The 20,340-nt window shown below is 45.5% G+C and carries 13 protein-coding genes and 1 tRNA gene; 4 read left to right on the top strand and 10 right to left on the bottom strand.

Annotated elements, in window-relative coordinates; genetic code table 11:
- Positions 1–198: 198 nt before the first annotated feature.
- Both csdA and csdE read left to right on the top strand, forming a co-directional pair.
- On the top strand, positions 199–1,434 hold the full coding sequence (gene csdA, locus AACX38_RS11970) for a cysteine desulfurase CsdA (protein ID WP_228862990.1): 1,236 nt from the start codon (positions 199–201) through the stop codon (positions 1,432–1,434).
- A 7-nt stretch (positions 1,435–1,441) separates the two neighbouring features.
- On the top strand, positions 1,442–1,921 hold the full coding sequence (gene csdE, locus AACX38_RS11975; RefSeq protein WP_228862991.1) for a cysteine desulfurase sulfur acceptor subunit CsdE: 480 nt from the start codon (positions 1,442–1,444) through the stop codon (positions 1,919–1,921).
- A gap of 8 nt (positions 1,922–1,929) precedes the next feature.
- Here the strand turns inward: csdE and tcdA are convergent, their stop codons facing one another.
- Together tcdA and mltA are read right to left on the bottom strand one after the other, a co-directional pair.
- The gene (gene tcdA, locus AACX38_RS11980) at positions 1,930–2,742 is read right to left on the bottom strand and encodes a tRNA cyclic N6-threonylcarbamoyladenosine(37) synthase TcdA (RefSeq protein ID WP_099120204.1); all 813 of its coding nucleotides are present in this window, start codon (positions 2,740–2,742) and stop codon (positions 1,930–1,932) included.
- Positions 2,743–2,860: 118 nt separating this feature from the next.
- The gene (gene mltA / locus AACX38_RS11985) at positions 2,861–3,976 is read right to left on the bottom strand and encodes a murein transglycosylase A (protein WP_228863020.1); all 1,116 of its coding nucleotides are present in this window, start codon (positions 3,974–3,976) and stop codon (positions 2,861–2,863) included.
- Between the two features lie 225 nt (positions 3,977–4,201).
- Between mltA and AACX38_RS11990 the strand changes: the two genes are divergently transcribed.
- Positions 4,202–4,278: transfer RNA gene (locus AACX38_RS11990), tRNA-Met, on the top strand.
- 49 nt (positions 4,279–4,327) lie between these two features.
- On the opposite strand, the gene AACX38_RS11995 is transcribed toward AACX38_RS11990, so the two are convergent.
- Together AACX38_RS11995 and amiC are read right to left on the bottom strand one after the other, a co-directional pair.
- Positions 4,328–4,678: a DUF2834 domain-containing protein gene (locus AACX38_RS11995; protein WP_228862992.1), complete on the bottom strand. Its 351-nt coding sequence runs from the start codon at positions 4,676–4,678 to the stop codon at positions 4,328–4,330.
- 116 nt (positions 4,679–4,794) lie between these two features.
- Positions 4,795–6,039 carry an N-acetylmuramoyl-L-alanine amidase AmiC gene (gene amiC / locus AACX38_RS12000; protein ID WP_228862993.1) on the bottom strand — a complete coding sequence of 415 codons (1,245 nt, stop codon included), beginning with the start codon at positions 6,037–6,039 and terminating at the stop codon, positions 4,795–4,797.
- Positions 6,040–6,280: 241 nt separating this feature from the next.
- On the opposite strand from amiC, the gene argA reads away from it, so the two are divergent.
- Positions 6,281–7,615, top strand: coding sequence for an amino-acid N-acetyltransferase (argA, locus tag AACX38_RS12005; RefSeq protein WP_099120132.1), 1,335 nt, complete (start codon positions 6,281–6,283; stop codon positions 7,613–7,615).
- 8 nt (positions 7,616–7,623) lie between these two features.
- On the opposite strand, the gene recD is transcribed toward argA, so the two are convergent.
- The 6 genes from recD to AACX38_RS12035 are packed head-to-tail and all read right to left on the bottom strand — an operon-like array spanning position 7,624 to position 20,337.
- Positions 7,624–9,555 carry an exodeoxyribonuclease V subunit alpha gene (recD, locus tag AACX38_RS12010; protein WP_228863021.1) on the bottom strand — a complete coding sequence of 644 codons (1,932 nt, stop codon included), beginning with the start codon at positions 9,553–9,555 and terminating at the stop codon, positions 7,624–7,626.
- Positions 9,556–9,574: 19 nt separating this feature from the next.
- Entirely contained in the window at positions 9,575–13,189 is a 3,615-nt protein-coding gene (gene recB, locus AACX38_RS12015; RefSeq protein WP_228862994.1) for an exodeoxyribonuclease V subunit beta, read from the bottom strand.
- Positions 13,186–16,071, bottom strand: a complete 2,886-nt coding sequence (gene ptrA, locus AACX38_RS12020; protein WP_228862995.1) for a pitrilysin — start codon at positions 16,069–16,071, stop codon at positions 13,186–13,188. Before ptrA ends, recB begins: the two co-directional genes overlap by 4 nt.
- A 25-nt stretch (positions 16,072–16,096) precedes the next feature.
- Entirely contained in the window at positions 16,097–19,477 is a 3,381-nt protein-coding gene (gene recC / locus AACX38_RS12025; protein WP_228862996.1) for an exodeoxyribonuclease V subunit gamma, read from the bottom strand.
- Entirely contained in the window at positions 19,446–19,850 is a 405-nt protein-coding gene (locus tag AACX38_RS12030) for a prepilin-type N-terminal cleavage/methylation domain-containing protein (RefSeq protein WP_228862997.1), read from the bottom strand. The genes recC and AACX38_RS12030 overlap by 32 nt, the downstream gene beginning before the upstream one ends.
- A 22-nt stretch (positions 19,851–19,872) precedes the next feature.
- A complete protein-coding gene (locus tag AACX38_RS12035; RefSeq protein ID WP_228862998.1) occupies positions 19,873–20,337 on the bottom strand; it encodes a YgdB family protein in 465 nt (154 codons plus the stop codon).
- Between the last annotated feature and the right edge of the window lie 3 nt (positions 20,338–20,340).

Raw genomic sequence — 20,340 nt, forward strand, 5'->3', positions numbered from 1 at the left:
TTGCAAGTTGTCTGGGAAACCAGACTTTGTAGCGTATGCTACAGTTTATTTTTCACTTCCTGTACATTTACCCTGTCTGTCCATAGTGATTTTTTTATGCACCGCAATTGCGGTGCTTTTTTTCGCTGCTTTACTGTAAAATCCCTCCAACCTGATTAAAGAAAATTAATTCTTTTACAATTCAAATTAACATCATTTATGAAATCCTTTGATTCAGAAAAATTTCGCTGCCAGTTTCCTGCCCTACAGCCATCCTCTGAGTTTCCAGAACCGGCCGTGTTTCTGGACAGTGCAGCAACTTCCCTCAAGCCCGTGTGTATGATTGAGGCAACTCAGTGCTACTACCAGAATCACAGTGCGACAGTTCATCGCAGCCAGCACGCAACGGCACAGGCAATGACAGAGCGCTACGAACAGGCGCGTTCTTTAGTAGCTGAATTGATCAGCGCCCCACAACCGGAAGATATTATCTGGACAAAAGGCGCCAGCGAAGCCATTAATCTGGTTGCACAAGGGTATTTTCGTTCCCGCTTATCGACTGGTGATGAAATTATCGTCAGTGAGCAGGAACATCATTCCAACCTGCTGCCGTGGCTGATGCTGGCAGAACAGACCGGCGCTAAAGTTGTAAAATGGCCGATTGGTACAAATAAACAAAAACGATACCAACCAGAAATTGATACGCTGGCAACACTGCTCAATGAAAAAAGCCGACTGGTTGCGATTAGCCAGATGTCAAATGTCACCGGGGCGGCGGTCGATTTGGAACAGGTCACCTCCCTCGCTCATCAGTATAACTGTCTGGTACTGGTTGATGGCGCTCAGGGGATTGTTCATTCTCCCGTTGATGTACAGCGGTCAGATATCGATTTTTATGCTTTTTCCGCTCATAAACTCTATGGCCCGAATGGATTGGGTGTACTGTATGGCAAAGGAACATTACTGAATGCAATGTCCCCGTGGCAGGGTGGCGGAAAAATGCTGACTCAGGTTTCTTTCGACGGTTTCACTCCGGAAGCTGTTCCTTATCGTTTTGAAGCTGGCACACCGAACGTGGCTGGTGTTATTGGTTTCGCGGCTACTCTCGAGTGGTTAAAAACTGTCGATATTCCACTTGCCGAATCCTATGCCGTTGCCCTGACTGATTATGCAGAGCAACAACTTAGTGCGATTCCGGGCTTTACCAGCTATCGCTCAACGGGTTCCAGTCTGCTGGCCTTCAGTATTGCCGATATACATCATAGCGATTTGGCCATGCTTATTGCTGAACAGAATATCTCCCTGCGCTCAGGGCAACACTGTGCTCAGCCTCTGCTTGATTCATTAGGGATAGACGGATGCCTGCGGGCTTCATTTATGCCTTATAACAATAAGCCAGATGCAGATAAATTAGTCAGTGCGGTAAAATTCGCCCTATCGCTGCTTGAGGATTAAATAACCAATGACATCACTTTCAACCCGAATACCGTCAACATCAATCGTTGCTCCGCATCCATTCGGAACCGAAATTACAGAGCAGCAGCTGATGGAAACATTTGAGCAATGTCGATTGTGGGAAGATCGCTATCGGCAGCTTATCGGGCTTGCCAAAAAACTACCGGCTCTGCCCGATGAGCTGAAACAACAACAGATTGAAATCACTGGCTGTGAAAACAGGGTTTGGTTAGGGCATCAACTACTTGCTGAGAGCCGCCTGCATTTTTACGGTGATAGTGAAGGCCGTATTGTAAAAGGCTTACTGGCTTTTATCCTGACCATAGTGGAAGGAAAAACACCGGAACAGCTTTTGCAGACACCATTAATCGAACGATTTCAGCAAGCAGGCCTTGAACAACAACTAAGTGGCTCACGAGTTAATGGTGTCAAATCCCTGATTAACGCTATACAGGAAATCGCCCGTACTTATCAAAATCGTTCATAACAGACTGGCTAAAGACGATTCTCCCGCTCTGCCTTGGCAACCATTTTCTTCAATGCGTGAGAAACTGAAACAAACCCAAAAGTTGCCGTAACCATAGTTGCGGCACCAAAACCAGAAGCGCAATCCATCCGTTTTGAGCCATCAGCCGTACTTTTAGCCGCACACACCGTACCGTCAGATTGTGGGTACACCAACTGTTCTGTTGAGAAAACACAGTCGATACCCAGTTTTCCTTTACCGTTTTTCACAACACGATAATCAGATTTCAGACGTTCTTTTAATTTGGCAGCCAAAGGGTCTTGCACTGTTTTAGCTAGATCCACTACCTGTATCTGAGTGGGATCGAGTTGCCCGCCAGCGCCTCCGGTTGTCACCACAGGGATCTTATAACGGCGGCAATAAGCGAGCAAAGCCGCTTTCGGGCGAACACTGTCAATAGCATCAATAACATAATCAAAATCCGCCGATATCAGTTCCGCCACATTATCCGGTGTAACGAAGTCATCAATACAGGTGACGCGACATTCAGGATTGATTGCCCGTATCCGCTCCGCAATCACGTCCGTTTTTGCTAACCCGACATTCTGTACCAGTGTGTGCAACTGGCGGTTAGTATTCGTGATACAGACATCATCCATATCAATCAGCGTGATCGCTCCGATGCCCGTGCGAGCCAACGCTTCCGCCGCCCATGATCCCACACCACCAATACCGACAACGCAGACATGTGAACGGGCAAATAATGAAAGCGCTTTCTGGCCATATAATCGTGCAGTACCAGCAAAACGTTGAAGATAAGCATCAGAGAGAGAAACTTGCATCATTAATAAATCCTGAATAAAACCTATGTCAGCTGATACCGTTATTTCCTGACAGGTAATCGGTCATGAGAATAGATAAAAGATGATAGGTGATCGATAATTTGAACTGAGCAGGATCTTACTGGTTTGCTGCCAAAAAGCCAGTTGATGCTTTCTTTAATATCCAGACACGCCCGTAGTGATTATAGAAACCGGCCATTTCTCCGGCTCTATCACCAACACCATGATAAATATCGAAATGGTGGCCTTTTATCGCTCCACCGACATCCAGTGATACCAACAGACGCATCCGATATTGCCCGGTGAACTGTCCCAAATTATCCAGTACAGGCACTTCTGCCAGTAACACTGTTCCCGGCGGAACCAATATTTTATCTGATGCCACTGAGGCTTTGGCAATTAAAGGCACGGCGCTGGCTCCCCGAACCGGGGTATATGGTTCCGGTTTAAAAAACACAAAAGACGGGTTTTGCTCCAGAATTTGTCTCACATCAGATTCATTATTCTGCTCGGCCCACTGACGAATCGCTTTCATTGACATTTTTTCACGGGGAATATCTCCCTTATCGATCAATGCCTTGCCTATACTGCGATAAGCCTGACCATTTTTCCCGCCATAGCCGAAAAACGTTAGCGGGCTGTTATCACCAAAATCCACATAACCACTTCCTTGCACTTCCATGAAAAAATTATCAATCAGGGAATTGCTGTAGCCGATGATCCATTTTTTATCGAGGGCACCATTATAGATAGCTGAGCGATCCGGTAAGCGGGAAACCGATTTATCCGGCATCCGGTACAGAGGATATTTAAATTCCCCTTGCCTGCTATGGCGAGCCTGTAAAATAGGCGTATAGTAACCCGTAAATTTGACATTACCGTAGTTGTCTTCGCCTTCCATCTGGTAAGCAAGCAGACCAAACTGATTTAAATTACGGACATCACCACCATACTGCGTCCAGTTTTCAATCGCATCAAAAGTTGCGCGATGGCTGGCATATAGTTTGGGAGAGGTTTCACTGATTAATCTCACCTGAGTGGCAAAATCACTGATATTGACGGGAGAGCCTTGCGTATTTGGTGTATCAACCAGCCGGAGATCCTGAACAAAATGGCCATCCTTATACTGCTGTCCTTGCCCAGTTTGCTGCCCTTGTTCAGTCGGGCGCTGATGACAGGCAGATAATAAAGATATAGCGATGCCACATAAAAAATATTTACTCCAAAGTTTCATATTATGTTTCATATCCTGCCATCCCTAATCTGATAGCGAACAATATCAAACCTGTATAAATAATAAAATGTAGTTAGAAAAAAATAGATTATGCTACTTAAATCACAAGTGAACAAAAATAAAACAGGCCGCTTCGTTTTTAACCCATAAGCAAACAAAATTGGTAAATATCAACAAAAAAGCTTGCAACGGAAAGGATCCAGAGTATAGTGTGCCCACATCGGACGCGGGGTGGAGCAGCCTGGTAGCTCGTCGGGCTCATAACCCGAAGGTCGTCGGTTCAAATCCGGCCCCCGCAACCAATTCTCAGATTCACATCTCTATTTCTTCCTTTTTAGATTTCCAACTAGCTCACTCATTCCTGTAATTTTCCTCTTTTTCAGCAAAATTTACCGCCTTTTCCATATACCTTGCTCTCATATAGAGAAATAATGGTAATGCGAATGATACACCAATACACAAACCTAACAGGGAATAAATGCCATTTGGCATTTTCAGGCGCCTGCTTTCATAAACAACAAAGAAAATTAACACGATAGCTGAAATAACAACATCAGCCACAAAGAAACGAGAGGCTTCATTTCCCAATAAAAGCTGTATAAACAAAGACACGTTTAAACCATTTTCTGCTAAAAACAGGAAAACAAAATACCACGGGATTACTGCACCTAAGATAGCCAAAACTAAGTAAAATCGCGTCATGATTTGAACCCTTAATTGCTTTATTTCAGTTAAATAGCTCCATTAACACAATATACTGAGATTAACCGGGATCTAATATGCTAGATAAAAAACTCTAATTTTTTGGGGGAAATATTTCACCTTCGTGCTAATTCTGCCCCATTTTTAAAGTAGGCTTTAATCCCCGAAAAAATAGACTCCGCTATTTGCTGCTGAAATTTTGCAGTACGTAGCTTTTTTTCTTCTTCCGGATTACTGATAAAGGCCGTTTCAACCAGAATGGACGGTATTTCCGGTGCTTTTAATACGGCAAATCCAGCCTGATCGACACTGTTCTTATGCAGCTTATTCACTTTCCCCATTCGTGTCAGGACTTCATCCCCGAATTTCAGACTGTCATTGATCGTCGCGGTCTGAACCAGATCCAGCATGGTATGATCCAGATACTTGTCACCACTTTTACTGACTCCACCAATTAGGTCAGCCTCATTCTGAGTCTGAGCCAGAAAACGGGCCATATTACTGGTGGCTCCTTTGGTCGAGAGCGCAAATACAGAAGAGCCCCGAATCGTACGATTAGTGAAAGCATCCGCATGAATGGAGACAAACAAATCTGCCTGCATCTTACGTGCTTTTGCAACCCTGACAGTCAATGGAATAAAAACGTCTTCATTGCGGGTCATATATACTTTCATCCCCGGCTGACGTTTAATGAGAGCCTGCAAGCGACGGGCAATTTGTAAAACAACATCTTTCTCACGGGTTTTATGTTTCCCGATAGCGCCCGGATCTTCACCGCCGTGCCCCGGATCAAGCATTATCACAACCGGCCTGTCTTTTCCTGCCTTGCCAGCTTTTTTCCTCTTTGCCGGCATATGCTTTTCCAGATTCCCGCTGTTGTACTCTTCCAACAGAGCCAGTAACGGATCGTCATCAACTTTTGCTGCTTTTGGATAGAGATCCAACACCAGACGATGTTTAAATTCCGCAACCGGCGGCAAAGTAAAAATATGCGGCGAAACAGGTTGTTTAATTTCAAATACCAGACGCACCGTTTTAGGAGCAAATTGCCCGGCTCGGATCAGTTTCAGATAAGGGTCATGTTTCTGAATCTTCGCGCCCATACTGCTAAGCACACTATTAAGCTGAACCCCTTGTAAATCAATAACAATGCGGTTTGGATTCACAAGTGAAAACTGACGGTATTTAAGAGGAATATTAGACTCCAGCGTCACGCGGGTATAACTTGATGCCGGCCAGATACGGACAGCAATCACTTTTGATGCAGCAGCGTGCCCTACGGGGCTGATACTCAATAGCCACAGAGCTGCAGCACCTTTCAGTAAACGACGACGCGAAGAATTATGGTCTGAATGACTCATTATTTATTCCATTTAAAACAATCAAACAGTAACTTTTGTTAAAAAGCAAAAGACAGTCAGGTGGGAAACTCTAATTAATTACAACCAAACTGTCATCAAAAAAAGCATTTCCTGTTCCGTCAATAGCTTAATACTCATAGAAATAATAGTATTCTTTTAATCCGTACTCACTCTTGCCATTTTTCTCCCGATGAATAAAAATATAAAAAACACGAATAAAAATGCAATAAAGGGGAGCTTCATGAAAGAAAGTAGTACCGAATTGGTCGAAATCTTCCGGCATTCGGTTCCGTATATCAATGCACATCGCAACAAAACTTTTGTCGTTATGCTGGGTGGTGAAGCTATCGCCCATGAAAACTTCCCGAATATCGTCAATGACATCGGTTTGCTGCACAGTCTCGGCATTCGTCTGGTTGTCGTGTATGGTGCCCGCCCGCAAATCGATCAAAATCTCACAGAACATCACTGCCAGCCGGTTTATCACAAGTACACCCGGGTAACCGATGCCCGAACACTGGATTTGGTTAAACAGGCCGCAGGCTTACTACAACTTGATATTACCGCCCGCCTTTCTATGAGCCTCAGTAATACACCACTACAAGGCGCGCATATTAATGTCGTAAGCGGAAATTTTATTATTGCTCAGCCTTTAGGTATTGATGACGGTATCGATTATTACCACAGCGGAAGAATTCGTCGGATTGATGATGAAGCTATAAATCAGCAGTTAGATAATAACTCCATTGTACTGATTGGGCCTGTTGCTGTTTCCGTTACCGGTGAAAGTTTTAATCTGACAACGGAAGAAATTGCTGCACAACTGGCAATTAAACTGAAAGCCGAAAAATTGATAGGGTTCTGTTCATCACAAGGGGTCACTGACACTGAAGGGCATACCTTATCAGAAATGTTCCCCAATGAAGGAGAAACACGGCTGAATAATCTGGAAAACGCCGGTGATTACGCCTCCGGGACAGTACGTTTCCTGCGTGGAGCCATTAAAGCCTGCCGCCGTGGCGTTCGGCGCAGTCATCTGCTCAGTTATCAGGAGAATGGCTCACTCATTCAGGAATTGTTCTCCCGCGAAGGCATCGGCACCCAGATTGTCATGGAGCGATCCGAACAGATCCGTCGGGCTAATATCAATGATATTGGTGGCATCCTTGAGCTGATCCGCCCACTGGAGCAAAAGGGAATTCTGGTTCGCCGTTCACGTGAACAGCTGGAAATGGAAATCGATAAATTCACCCTGATAGAACTCGATAATATCACTATCGCCTGTGCAGCACTCTATTCCTATCCTGAAGAGAAAATCGGCGAAATGGCCTGTGTTGCTGTACATCCGGATTATCAGAACTCTGCACGCGGTGAAGTTTTATTGGGTGCAATCATTAATCAGGCCCGACAGAGCGGGTTGGAAAAATTATTTGTTCTGACCACACAAAGCATTCACTGGTTTCAGGAGAAAGGCTTTGAACCTGCAGAGATTACGATGTTACCGGTGGAAAAACAGGCGCTGTACAATTACCAGCGCCGCTCTAAGATCCTGATGTTAGACCTGAAAATCCATTAAAAAAGAATTTAGGCTTTAAACCATTCAGCCAGCCCACTCCGCCTTTGAGTGGGTGTCGCTACCGCTTTAACCAGAACTGCTTTATGCGCATAAATAGTCAGTTTTTCACGGGCGCGGGTTAGCGCTGTATAGACCAGCTCCCGGCTGACAACAGGAGAAAACTGAGTCGGCAGTACTAATGCCGTGTGCTCAAACTCAGAGCCCTGTGATTTATGTACTGTCATTACATATGCTGTCTCATGCAGAGGCAATCGACTTGGCTGAAAAGGTTTTATCTGCCCGTCAGATAACTGAAAATAGGCTTTCAGCTCATCATTCTGATCCTTCAGCATAATGCCGATATCCCCGTTAAACAGCCCTAATGTGCTGTCATTACGTAGGATCATAATCGGCCGACCGACATAGCCCCGGTTTTCTTTTTCTGCGTATTCTTTTTTGATGTAGCTGTGCCGATTACCTGTATATCTCGGTAAAACAACCATCCCTTTACTATGCAATAACTGCTCTACTCTCTGATTCAACCCACTGACACCAAATGGCCCGTCCCTTAATGCACTGAGTAATCTGAAACGGTTAAACTCGGCCAGAATTTCCTTTTCAGACGCCCTTTCTTTCACCAGAGTCAAATATCGTTGATAACCTTCAGCAGTTTCAGTCAGTAATCGCTGATAATCTTCATCATCAGCCAGAGTGTTAAAGTACACATCAGACAAAGGTTGTTTCAGTACCGAGGAAACACGCCTGCTATTTCCCTGATTGACCGCTGCGGCCAGTTGCCCGATGCCGGATGCGGAATTAAAACGATAACTTTTACGCAGCAAACATAAGCTATCACGTACTGCCAGCGCAGTATCTTCCGGTTCAGACTCTGAATATGACGATAACTGACAGCCGGTTAACCGGGACAACTGTGCTGCACGTGCCACACTGTAACCCTGTTCAGCAAAGCGACAGATATCCCCTAAGACCGCTCCCGCTTCCACGGACGCCAACTGATCCTTATCACCCAGAAAAATAACTTTCGCTTTTGCTGGCAAGGCTTCAATCAGACGGGCCATCATCGGTAAATCCACCATAGAAGCTTCATCTATTATCAGAATATCCAGAGAAAGCGGATTACCCCGGTGGTAACGAAGTTTCTGGCTTTCCGGCTGTGCTCCCAATAGACGATGAATGGTTTGCGCCTGATCAGGAATACTCCGTCGCTGTTCATCCGTCCAAGCAAGCTTACTGACAGCTTCGCTGAGCGATTCTGTCAGTCTGGCCGCCGCTTTCCCCGTCGGAGCAGCTAGCTGAATACTTAATTGTTGCCCCTCATTCAATTTAATCAGCGCAGCCAGTAGTTTTGCTACCGTCGTTGTTTTCCCGGTTCCGGGGCCGCCAGAGATAACGGAGATACGGCTGGTCACCGCAACCGCAGCGGCCACTTTCTGCCAGTCAGTAGCCTCTTCACCAGACAGATCTTTATCAATAACGCCAAATAACTCATCTAAGATGCTGCGTAACTGTTTTTCATCAATATCGTCCGCCAATGCCACATCAGCAAAAAATGCCGCTACCTGACACTCACTCTGCCACATGCGCTGTAGGTAAAGGCGATAATCAGAAAGCCCACGGCGGGAAAGTATGATTGGAGTAGGAGATTGCCCGTCTCCAATGGCAGGGCAGGCCTGCAATGCAGAAATAATCTGTTGCCGGGAAGGTTCGCCTGCCAAAGACCAGAGTGATGCCACCAGTTCAGGGTTGCGCCCTTCAAATAAATGTTCAGGAGTAACGCGCTCTAAGGGTAGACAAACATGACCGGCCCCCGCTTCCGCACTCAAATAGGCGGTAATTAATAATAGCAATGGGTTTTCATCTTCAACCATCGCATAGGCAAACTGCACATCCAATGGGCGCAGTAGTTTCTGGGCCACGGCCTGCTGCAATAATGACATCATTACATTCATATAACTGCACTCATACCTTCTCTTCTTCACCAGCCGCACTGAAAAGCGCATCCAGTTCATCAACAAACTCAACCGGCGGCAAATAGCGATAAATACCATGCCCCGGATTATTATTATCGATGCCACGCAGAAAAAGGTATATCACTCCACCAAAATGTTGCCGATAATCATAGTTCACCAGCCGGTGACGCAGATAACGATGTAAGGCCAGTGTATAGAGCTGATACTGTAAATCATACCGATGCTCTATCATAGCGGTGGCCATTGCTTCCTGAGTATATGAACCGCTGCTTTCTCCCAACCAGTTTGATTTATAATCCACCACGTAAAACTTACCCTGCCAGCAAAACACCAAATCAATAAACCCTTTCAACATGCCTTTCACCTGATGAAAAGATAATGGTGTGCACTGTGCTGACAATGGATCATAACGATGGGTCACCACATCCAGCGCATTAGAATGCAGCAACTGATCAACAGGCAGATAAAACTGCATCTCGTTTTGTTGATGATGACGCGGAATATCAGCAAGACGCATACCCTGCTCATTCAATTCTGCCGTCTGAATATCCGTCATCCATTGTTGCAAAACTGGTGCCCAGCTTTCATCAAACCCTGCTGTTGACAGTTTTTCTTCCAGCCAGCGCTGACCCGGCTGGGAACTGAAATCCAGATCTTCCAGAATAGAATGCAAAAAAGTACCCGCTGTTGCTCCGCGGGGAAAAGTATGCGGTGTCATCAGCAATGAAGGTTCAGCCTGTTTTTCACCGCTGACATCAATATCCAGTTTCGGTGCAATAGATTGCACAATCACTTCCACCGATTCACCGAATGCGCTGGTATGGAGCTGGGAAGATGAATGTGCAGACGAGTTTTGTAAGCCGGAGTAACTGGTCACTCTCCAGTCATCCCGAATGAAACGACGAAATTTTCTGGCAACCAGAGACAGCGTATTTTCCCGTTGCGGATCCCACTGTTCATCGCCGAAATTTTCTGGCTGTGTCACCTGAATATTGTCATCCCGGAGTTCATCTAGGCTACGCAGCAGTAATTCGGCATCGCCTTTTTCCCCTTTCTGCACCAAATAACCAAGCGCAGAAAAGTGCAAATCCGTATCTCCGTTTTTTTTCCTATTGCCGACAATCAGCGGAGCAACACCGACACTACAGTGATATACCGAGCGCGTCAGGGCCACATAAAGCAGACGTAAATCTTCAGCCAGACGTTCTTCATCAGCTAATTCCAGCTTCTCACTATCCTGAAACATACTGAAATGGGTATCAAAATTCTGACGGTCATGATAAATGGCCTGTTCCTGCTTCCTGAAACTGCAAATAAAAGGCAGCCATACCAACGGGTATTCCAGCCCCTTTGATTTATGAATAGTGCAGATCTGTACCAGATGCTTATCACTTTCCAGCCGCATTTGCTGGCTTTCTGACTGTGGATCAGGGCGGGAAATCTGTTGTGCCAGCCAGCGAACGACTGCGTGTTCACTATCCAGTTGTAACGATTCTTCCTGCAACAATTCACCGATGTGCATGATATCAGTCAGACGACGCTCACCTTCATAGCCTGCCAGCAGGTTTTCTGCAATCTGGTATTTCCCCATGACAGCCCGCAGCATCGGCAAAACACCACGTGAACGCCACAGGCGCGCGTAACCATCGAACTCATCCACCAGCTTATCCCATGTATTTTCATCATGGTTCAGCGCATCGATTTGGCGGGCACTCAGACCGAATAAACTACTGGCTAATGCACTTCTCAGTACACGTTCTTTTTCCGGTGCTAACACCGCCTGTAAAAGCCAGAGCAAATCTTTCGCTTCCGGCGTATCAAACACGCTTTCACGATTGGAAAGAAAGACCGACTGGATTTGTAATTCATTCAATTCATCACGGATCAGGGCTGCTTCACGGCGATTACGCACCAGTACCGTAATATCCGCCGCAGTAACCGGACGGCTCTTTTCATTTTGTTGCAAAAAGGCATCACCGTTTTGCCCTGCCTGCAACCAGTCTCTGATTTGGGCGGCACACAGTTTCGCCATTCCCTTTTCATATTCACCCTTTGAAACGCCTTCTACAGACTGAAGCCAAAACTGTAAGGCCGTCTGTTCCTGACCATTAAGCAGGAATTTCAGGTTATGGTTTTTTTCTGCCGAATTGACATGAATAAACGGGATCTGGTCAAACAGGAACGGCTTCTCGGTATGAGAAAACAGCGTATTAACGGCCTGTACCATCGGTGCGGAAGAACGCCAGTTAGTTTCCAGCGTGTAATGGGCTTTGACCTGAGAACGCGCCCGGATATAAGTGAAAATATCCGCGCCACGAAACGCATAAATAGCTTGTTTAGGGTCACCAATGAACAACAGGCCATTTTCCGACTGATTACGATAGATAGCCTGAAAGATCCGGTATTGTTGCGGGTCGGTATCCTGAAACTCATCAATCATGGCAACGGGATAACGCTGCCTGATCGTCTCCGCCAGCTGCTCTCCTCCTTCCCGTTTCAGGGCAATGTCTAATCGCGTCAGCAGGTCATCAAACCCCATATACCCACGCATCAGCTTTTCCTGATTAACAGACTGGCGTATTTCAACAATCGCTTTAGAGAGGATAATGTCGCGCAGAGTCAGCGGTTGCTGATATAAATCATCAATAGCAGCAAATACAGGATGGTGGGGAATTTCGCCCTTTTTGGTCTTTTCTTCCAGCCTTGACTGGCAGAATTTATCCAGTTCCTTAGGAAGCTGATAATCTCTGGTTGGTGATTTTGCCCATTCAGAAACGCTATTTAGCCAGTTAGGCAAATGCTTCTTACTATAACTGCGTTTATCCACTCCTGAATTATCAATCAGCGCCTGTAAATCCGGTATTGCTTCATTCCACTGCTGTTTTACTCCGTCGATCAGGGAAATTATCTTTTCATGTCGGCTGACTAATGTTTCATTCTCATCCGGCGCATTAACGATATAAGGCATGTCCCCCTGCAAATGGGCTAAAACATCCATCAGCAGAGCCTCTGGTCCGCTCCATTCCTGACTAATCACCGTCGCCATTGAAAGTGATAAGGGGTAACAGTGACGACGCCAGAAATCTGCACACCCCTGCTTACGCAGAGGATGTTCATCCTGAATCAGTGTCTGCTCAAACAATACACCGGATTCAAACGCGTTGTGCACCAACATTCGCTGGCAAAAACCGTGGATCGTGTAGATTGCCGCTTCGTCCATCTGACGTTCAGCAGTCAGTAACCAAGCGGCAGCACTTTGCCTGTCAGGGATCTCAGCCAGCAATTGCTGATAAACCGGATCACTCACGTCGTTATCCTGCCGAATACATGCCAGCCGTAGCTGGTGAATATTTTCACGGATACGACCACGTAATTCATCTGTTGCAGCTTCGGTAAAAGTTACAACCAGGATCTCTTCAACATTAAGAGGACGGAAAAAGGCAGCATCGCCGCCCAGTCCGAGTAACAGACGCAGGTAGAGTAAACCTATCGTATAGGTCTTTCCTGTTCCGGCTGAAGCCTCAATTAGCCGCTGACCATGCAGCGGCAATGTTAATGGGTTAAGTTTATGAGACGTTATGTTACTGAGTATTTCTGTGCTCACTGAGCATTCACCTTAACCGGTAGTTTTTTCTGGAAGGTGGATACATTCGGATAAGTTTTCCAACCTTTCAACTGCGCATATTGATGAAGTGAGCCTTTCTTCCCGGTAATCTGTGAAATAAGTGCCAGTCCCTGACGTTTCATGACCGCTTTATCGTAAAACTCCATCAATTGTGCTTTAGTCACTTTTTCAAGAGAAGTCAGTAATTTTTCTCTGGTATCAAAACTGAAGTTATTACGACCAAAGTCATGACTGTAACGGGAGGCTTCTCCAGAAAATGTTTGTGGTGGCTGACGCATTTCCGTGAGTAATGACGTTTTATATTGTTCAAATTCAGCATCGGGCATCGCCTGTAATTTCTTTTCAGCCTGCTGATAGAAGCTCAGGTATCGCTGGTGCAGGTAATCCGGCTGCTTGCTGTTACTCTGCAACAGGAATCCCAGCCCCCACTGCTCTCCAACCCTTGTATTAAAAGCGAAAACTGCATAACCCAGCTGTTCTGTTGTTCTTAATTGATCATAGAACCACGGAGATAAAATGCTACTCAGCAGATTGGAATAGACAGCACCAGTATTGCGATCATATCCCGTTGGAATATAAATCTCAGCCAACGCATTATCGGTGCTGCTGGCAGTACCTTCGAAATTCACCGCATAATTGCGATCCAATTCGATATGCTCACCACTCCACCACTCTGTTCCCTGATTCCCGAGCTGTTTATGTGCAGAGTTAATAATATCAATGCCTTGCTTTTCAGTTAAATTACCAAAGATCATCGCTTGTAAAGCCGCACATTGGATCATCTTCTGACGGTATTTAATAACATCATCAATGCTGACGCCATCCAGTGATTTCAGAAGTTCAGCCTGTTCGATATAAGGCACACCGGATAAGCGGGAAACAGGCTGCATTGCCATTTCATAAGCTTTGCCTTCATTCGCGATTTCCAGTTGGTTACGATACCAGGACTTAGCTTGTTGCAGCTCAGTCTGAGTTGGCGTAAATGCCATGTATTGGCTAATGGTAGAAGTTAATAATTCAGGTAAATGCTGAGTGTAACCATATACTCCTATTTGCAGACCATCCGCATACCCGACTGAAGTTCCCATACCAGCAACTGATGCCTGATAGCCAAGTTGATTAAGTGCAAGATCAGACAGATAAGATAACAGTGAGTAGGTTACCTGTTCTTTAGCACTCTTCATACCATCAGCATTGCGTAGTTCCAGCACGATGTTTGCTTTCGGTTCATCCGCAAAATATTGGCTCGGCATATAAAGCAAACGCACATTAGGCTGTTCCAGAATCATTCGGGGATGTTTCTGGCTACCCGATGCTTTAATCAGAGTTAAGTTATCAGGAATATAAGGGTTCAGTTCCGGTAAAGAAAATGACATTCCTTTTTCAAGTTTTTGCCATTCCGCGAGCTGTTTTGGACTGATTTTATTAACCTGATACGGTGCCTGAACAAAATAAGCTTCTTTGTTGTGTGGCTCTTCCGGGCTGGTAAACCAGATGCGGGCATTTTCAGGTGTCAGTTGATCCAATCGTCTGAGAATGGCCTCAGGATTATATTTATCAGCAAGATAGGGGGCATCCAGCACATGGGAAACCGGCACTATCAGCATCATATCGGCTAACGACTCAATATAGTTCATATCCCGTACGATTGATGCGTACTTGAATGACAAATTGAATACCTTAACCATTTCATCAAAATAACTCTGTTGAATGCCTTTCTGCTTCAACAGATTAATGTAAGAAAAGATGGCAGCAATAACCTGATCACGCTGTTGAAGGCCTTTGTCGGTCAATTCGACATAAATACTGAATGAACCCGAATTACCATCAACATTTGGGTTAACACTGGCGCTGATCCCTTCGGCTAATCCTTGTTTCAGTAACCAATCAGATAAAGTATTTTCACTGCGGTTTTCAATCAGATAGCTAATGTAACCCTCGGTTTTACTACGAAAATTCGCAATTTCATTAGGAATACTGAACTCCAGTTGCAATGATTTGTACGGTTTGGATGGCACATAATGGATAATGATGCCTTCTTCCTTCTCCGTTATCGCCGGGGCTGTAATAGCAGGCACAGAAGCATTCCGATTAGGAATACGGCCAAAAGTCTCTGCGGCAATTTGAGCCAGTTTGTCTATAGGCTGTTTTCCATACAGCACCCCTTTCATTAGATTGGCTGAATAGTAGCGCTGATAAAAATCCACAAGTGCCGTCTGTAGCTTACTGTCTGGTTTATCTTTCAGTGTTTCCAGATTACCACCAGCAAAACGGGCGTTAGGGTGAGCCGGATTAAGCGTTTCTGAACGGATCTGCCAGATTCGATGCCCTTCACCTGCACGGGCAATGGTCATCTCGTTATCAACGGCACTACGCTCACGATCTGCATTGACCGGATCCAGCAAAGGCTCGGCCAGTGCATCAGCCATACGATCTGTCGCCTCTGCTAAAGCCCCATTATCAACTTCCAGATAAAAAGCGGTTCTGTTAGACGAAGTGCTGGCATTACGGCTTCCTCCGTTTTTCTGCAAAAACTCGGCAAAACCGCCCGGCTGAGGGTAGCGTTTAGATCCCATCAGCACCATATGTTCCAGATAATGGGCCAGCCCAAGCTGATTATCCGGGTTCTCCATATGGCCGACAGGAAGTGCTACAGCCGCCAGGGACTTAACCGCTTTTTCATCTGAAACCAGCAGGACTGTCATCCCATTTTGCAGTTGGATAGCGCGATATTCACGTGAATCACGTTCACTTTTATGAATCGTTTCCGGTAACGTCAGCCAAGACGGTTTGGCATATACGGTGACTTCCCAGAAAAATAAAAAAAGCATCGTCATGATGCGAATAACATGTTTAGGCATTACCTAATATTCTCCCGATTGCCTGTTATGTCTTTTTTAGATGGTGCGCCATAGGTAACAAATAACTCTGTACCTCGTGTTTCATACGAACCCAAAACGATTGATCTACCTGCCTGAATGCCCTTTGAGTATATGCATCGTTAATTTCACCATTTTTTCCTTGTGTTCCCAGCCATTGCAGCATTAATTTACTCTCTGCTTTTTGCTGAGCTTCTTCACTAAAATCGATCTGCTGGTTTTCTCTGTCATAACAGGCCTCAAGCCATGCCCAACCACTCCGGCAAAATAGGGGAAGAGGTTCTGTCATTCCCTGAAAATAACCCGCAACCAGATGATTCAGATAATCTCTGGCTTCGTTAACCGATAATGACGAAAAACGCCATGCACTGTTTTCTCTTCCATATATGCGGCTTTCGCCGTCTCCTCCAGAAAGACAATAGGCAAGGTGTTCAATCCATAGTTGGATACCATCATTGGCAGTTAAGTTCGCCGGGCGCCAACATAAAATTCCATCCGGTTGAACTTTATTCACTTTTCCGGTCAACGTGACAGTATCCAACTCATAGCATAGCTCAATAACAGAACTCTCCACTCTCTCTTCACGGATCTTATCTGCCAGTAACTGCATCGCTTCCAACTGATTAAGCCAGTAAACCTCTCCAAATGCGCCATGTGGCAGCCCGCCAGAGGCACGCAGGTGATAAAATAACGATTCAGGCTGTTCCTGCTCAATCAGGATATTGAGCAATAGTTGGTTGAATTGATAACGTTGCAGGTGATCCAATACAAAGGGTTCTTCTTCAGGCAGCTCTGTTTCTTCAATAACAAAATGGACTTTAAGTGTTTGCTGGAAGAATGCCCTGACCGGATGGCGATAAAACCGCACCAGCTCATCCAGTGATACCTCTTTTATTTCGCTGGTGTCACAATCTAATGGCTGACCAAAATAAACCGGGGAAACGCCCTGCAAACTGGCCGCTGGCAGCCATTCAGCCGCATAACTTTGTTGTTCATGTTCTGGCTGAAAATTTTCTATCGCAAAAGGGACACGGGTATGCTGGAGCAATAAATGGTTTCTGAGCCTTTTTGCGCTGTCATCCACATTCAGCATCTCATCTTCCGGCAAGCGGCAACTCTGGCAAATATAATCCAGCAGTTCATTTACCAGTACGGAGGGATTGCACTCTTTATCATCGCGGATTGATTTACCAATATAGCTGACATAAAGGCATTCTTCTGCTGAGATCAAGGCTTCCAGAAACAGATAGCGGTCATCATCACGCCGTTTCCGATCACCTCTCTGGCTTTTTTCTGCCATAAGATCGAAACCCAGTGGCGGAATAGTTCGCGGATAAACCCCATCATTCATTCCCAGCAGACAAACAACTTTAAAAGGAACAGAACGCATGGGCATCAGGGTACAGAAATTCAGTGATCCCGCCAGAAAACGCTGGCTTATCTTTTCATCATCAAAGCGAAGTGCCAGTTCATCACGTAACAATACCAGCGGTATTTTTTGGTCATAATGCGCATACAGGCCATTTTCTACCACTTTCTGCCATTGCTGGGTAATCAATGCCAATACCAGTTCTGTTTCATTATCCGCAATAAAAAAGGTTTCCAGTAATTGTGGGCAAATACCGAGCCAGTCCTCCAGAGGCTGTTCTTCACTCAGGATCTTGCGCCAGCGGTTAAGCTCCATCAGAAATTCAGCCAGTTGCCCTGCCAGTTCTGCGGCCAATCCGCTGGATTCATCATAAGGTAAAACATCATTCCACGGCCCAGCATGGCTATCCATCGCATAACCCAATAGCATACGTGTCAGGCCAAAATGCCAAGTATTCTGCCCTGTAGCAGGCAGGGACAGCGCTTCAATATTGTCATCGTCCAGCCCCCAGCAGATCCCGGATTCTTTTACCCAACGACGTAATAAACGCAGCCCTTCTTCCTGAATTGAAAATTTACCCGCCAGTGCCGGGACTTCCAGTAGTGCCAATACCTGCTCTGCGGTAAAACGGCTTTGGGGTAAATCCAGTAGAGTAATGAAAGCCTGTAATACCGGATGTGCCTGACGAGCTTTACGGTCAGAGATAGCAAAAGGAATATAACGTTCACTCGGGGCATTACCGAATACAGCCTGAATATAAGGCGTATAACTGTCGATATCCGCCATCATCACAATAATATCCCGTGGCGTCAGAGAGGGATTTTCATCTAACAGGCGCAGGATATAATCCTGCAAAACCTCGACTTCTCTTTGTGGGCTATGGCATGAGTGAAAAGACACGGAGCGATCTTTTCGATCGATAGGACGTTTTTTCAGGCTATTGTTGAATGTATTGTCTGTGGAGCCAATCTGGGCATGATCTTCAAGGTCCAGAATATCACGCTGAATCTGATGTAAAAGACAGCCCGGCGCCTGTTCAACAAAGCCATGAATATCGGCATCCGGCTCCAGCTGTGACAGCAGATAAAGATTATCTCGGCCCAGTTTTCCCCATGATGCCAGTAACGGATTACTCAGTTCCTGTTCACCTTCTTCGTTGAAAAGAGAAGGGGCATTATCCGGATCCCGGAACCGCTCCAAATATTGCTGAGTACGATAATGTTTAGGTTTACGGCTGTTCAGTCTGGCGAGAAATGTATAACTCTGAATATCCCCCCAATAATATTGGCACGGATTGGTAAACATCAGGTGGATATCAATCTGTTGCCCCAGCGCCTTAATTACCTGCATATAAGTGGGTGGCAGGGAGGATATGCCACAGATAAAAACCCGTGAAGGCAGTTTTTCCCGTGGAAAACTACCCTCTTCCAGCGTTGAAATAAACCGGCTATATAAGTTGGCTCGATGCCACATAGGCTGCTGCAATTGAAGGGTATATTCGTTCAGTGCAACCCATAGCCGTTTTTGCCACTCCTGACTGGCACTCAGTCCTTCAACAAGTTGCCCTTTTTCCCAGCTTTCCAGCCATTGCGGACGATAAACCAGATACTGGTCAAACAGGTCAGCTACCCTGCCAGCCAATTGGTGAATTTTGCGTTTATCGTTATCCTGATCAAGATAATGCCTGAGCGCTATAAATTCCGGTTCTGTTAACAAATCAGGCAGAAGTGTCATCAGTTTCCATTTCATAGCATCTTTGCTGAATGCACTTTCTTTAGGAACGTCAGGTAATACCACGGTGAACATCTGCCAGATAAACGTTGCCGGCAGTGGAAACTCGATATTTGCCGCAATCCCCAGTTTTTCAGCCAGCTGAATTTGCAGCCACTGTGACATACCGGGGCTTTGAACCAGAATCACTTCTTTGTCAAATGGGTTGGCGAGAGGTTTTTCCCTAATAAATCTCGTCATCAACTCCTTCAGAAGATCAAGTTGATTTGAATGATAAACTGTAAACATCAATACTCCCACCTGCACAAAACCAGCGTTCTAATTTACCTGAAGGATTATAGCCTTTTGTCACCTTCACCGTTATCCGGTAGCACCCCGATAATTCAAATTCCTGCTGAAACTCAGTTTCCCACCCTTGTTGTGGGGCTGTTTTATCCCGCTGAGGTTTGCCTTCTGATGGTTCATATCGTTCCAATTGTTCATGTGCCAGCTTTACTGCCTGGAGTTGCAGCCAGTACTGCTGAAAATTTGATGACAGCGCCTGATGGTAACGCATCAAACCTAACAGGGAGATAGCAAACACCACAGATGCCACCATAACCTCCGGCAAACTTATGCCACTCTGTCGGTTATTTTTCTGGTTTATCGGGACTATTTTCATAAACTATTTTCATAAACAACGTTCATAAACAAAAAGCAGCCTGAGTCACAGGGCAAAAATCCAGCCAGCCACTTTCAATAGGAATAAGTGTATCCCGATTTAAGTGTTTCATCCGTTTCATCCACTGATAAAACTCTAGCTGTTCTCCTGCGGAAAACTGCGCTGTTCCCTTTAATAGAAAAAGATTGCCCTCAAAGTGTCGGAGACAGCTTTTCAGATAAGAGCCGGTTTTTTGTAAACAGTACCAGTTTTCCAGTTTCTGCGACTCAAGCGGCCATAACTGGACTTTTCCCCACGCCAGAGATGATTCTGCCTGTTGAAAAGCATTCAGATACCGTTGTTCATCGAACATCATTAACATGGCGTTTTCCTGTTGATAATGAAGTGCTTTCAGCGTCATCAAACTTAATGTCAGCATCATAAGAATAGAGATCAATAAGGCATTTCCGCTTTGCTGTTCGCATCTTGAATACCTGTGTTGATTCACCGA

The sequence above is a fragment of the Xenorhabdus sp. PB30.3 genome (assembly GCF_963895965.1).
Classification (GTDB): Bacteria; Pseudomonadota; Gammaproteobacteria; order Enterobacterales; family Enterobacteriaceae; genus Xenorhabdus; species Xenorhabdus stockiae.

Coding starts and splice junctions, on each gene's coding strand:
- AACX38_RS11995 (WP_228862992.1), bottom strand. CDS start 4,678: ATGACGCGATTTTACTTAGTTTTGGCTATCTTAGGTGCAGTAATCCCG.
- amiC (WP_228862993.1), bottom strand. CDS start 6,039: ATGAGTCATTCAGACCATAATTCTTCGCGTCGTCGTTTACTGAAAGGT.
- mltA (WP_228863020.1), bottom strand. CDS start 3,976: ATGAAACTTTGGAGTAAATATTTTTTATGTGGCATCGCTATATCTTTA.
- recC (WP_228862996.1), bottom strand. CDS start 19,477: ATGTTTACAGTTTATCATTCAAATCAACTTGATCTTCTGAAGGAGTTG.
- AACX38_RS12030 (WP_228862997.1), bottom strand. CDS start 19,850: ATGAAAATAGTCCCGATAAACCAGAAAAATAACCGACAGAGTGGCATA.
- argA (WP_099120132.1), top strand. CDS start 6,281: ATGAAAGAAAGTAGTACCGAATTGGTCGAAATCTTCCGGCATTCGGTT.
- tcdA (WP_099120204.1), bottom strand. CDS start 2,742: ATGCAAGTTTCTCTCTCTGATGCTTATCTTCAACGTTTTGCTGGTACT.
- ptrA (WP_228862995.1), bottom strand. CDS start 16,071: ATGCCTAAACATGTTATTCGCATCATGACGATGCTTTTTTTATTTTTC.
- csdA (WP_228862990.1), top strand. CDS start 199: ATGAAATCCTTTGATTCAGAAAAATTTCGCTGCCAGTTTCCTGCCCTA.
- csdE (WP_228862991.1), top strand. CDS start 1,442: ATGACATCACTTTCAACCCGAATACCGTCAACATCAATCGTTGCTCCG.
- recD (WP_228863021.1), bottom strand. CDS start 9,555: ATGATGTCATTATTGCAGCAGGCCGTGGCCCAGAAACTACTGCGCCCA.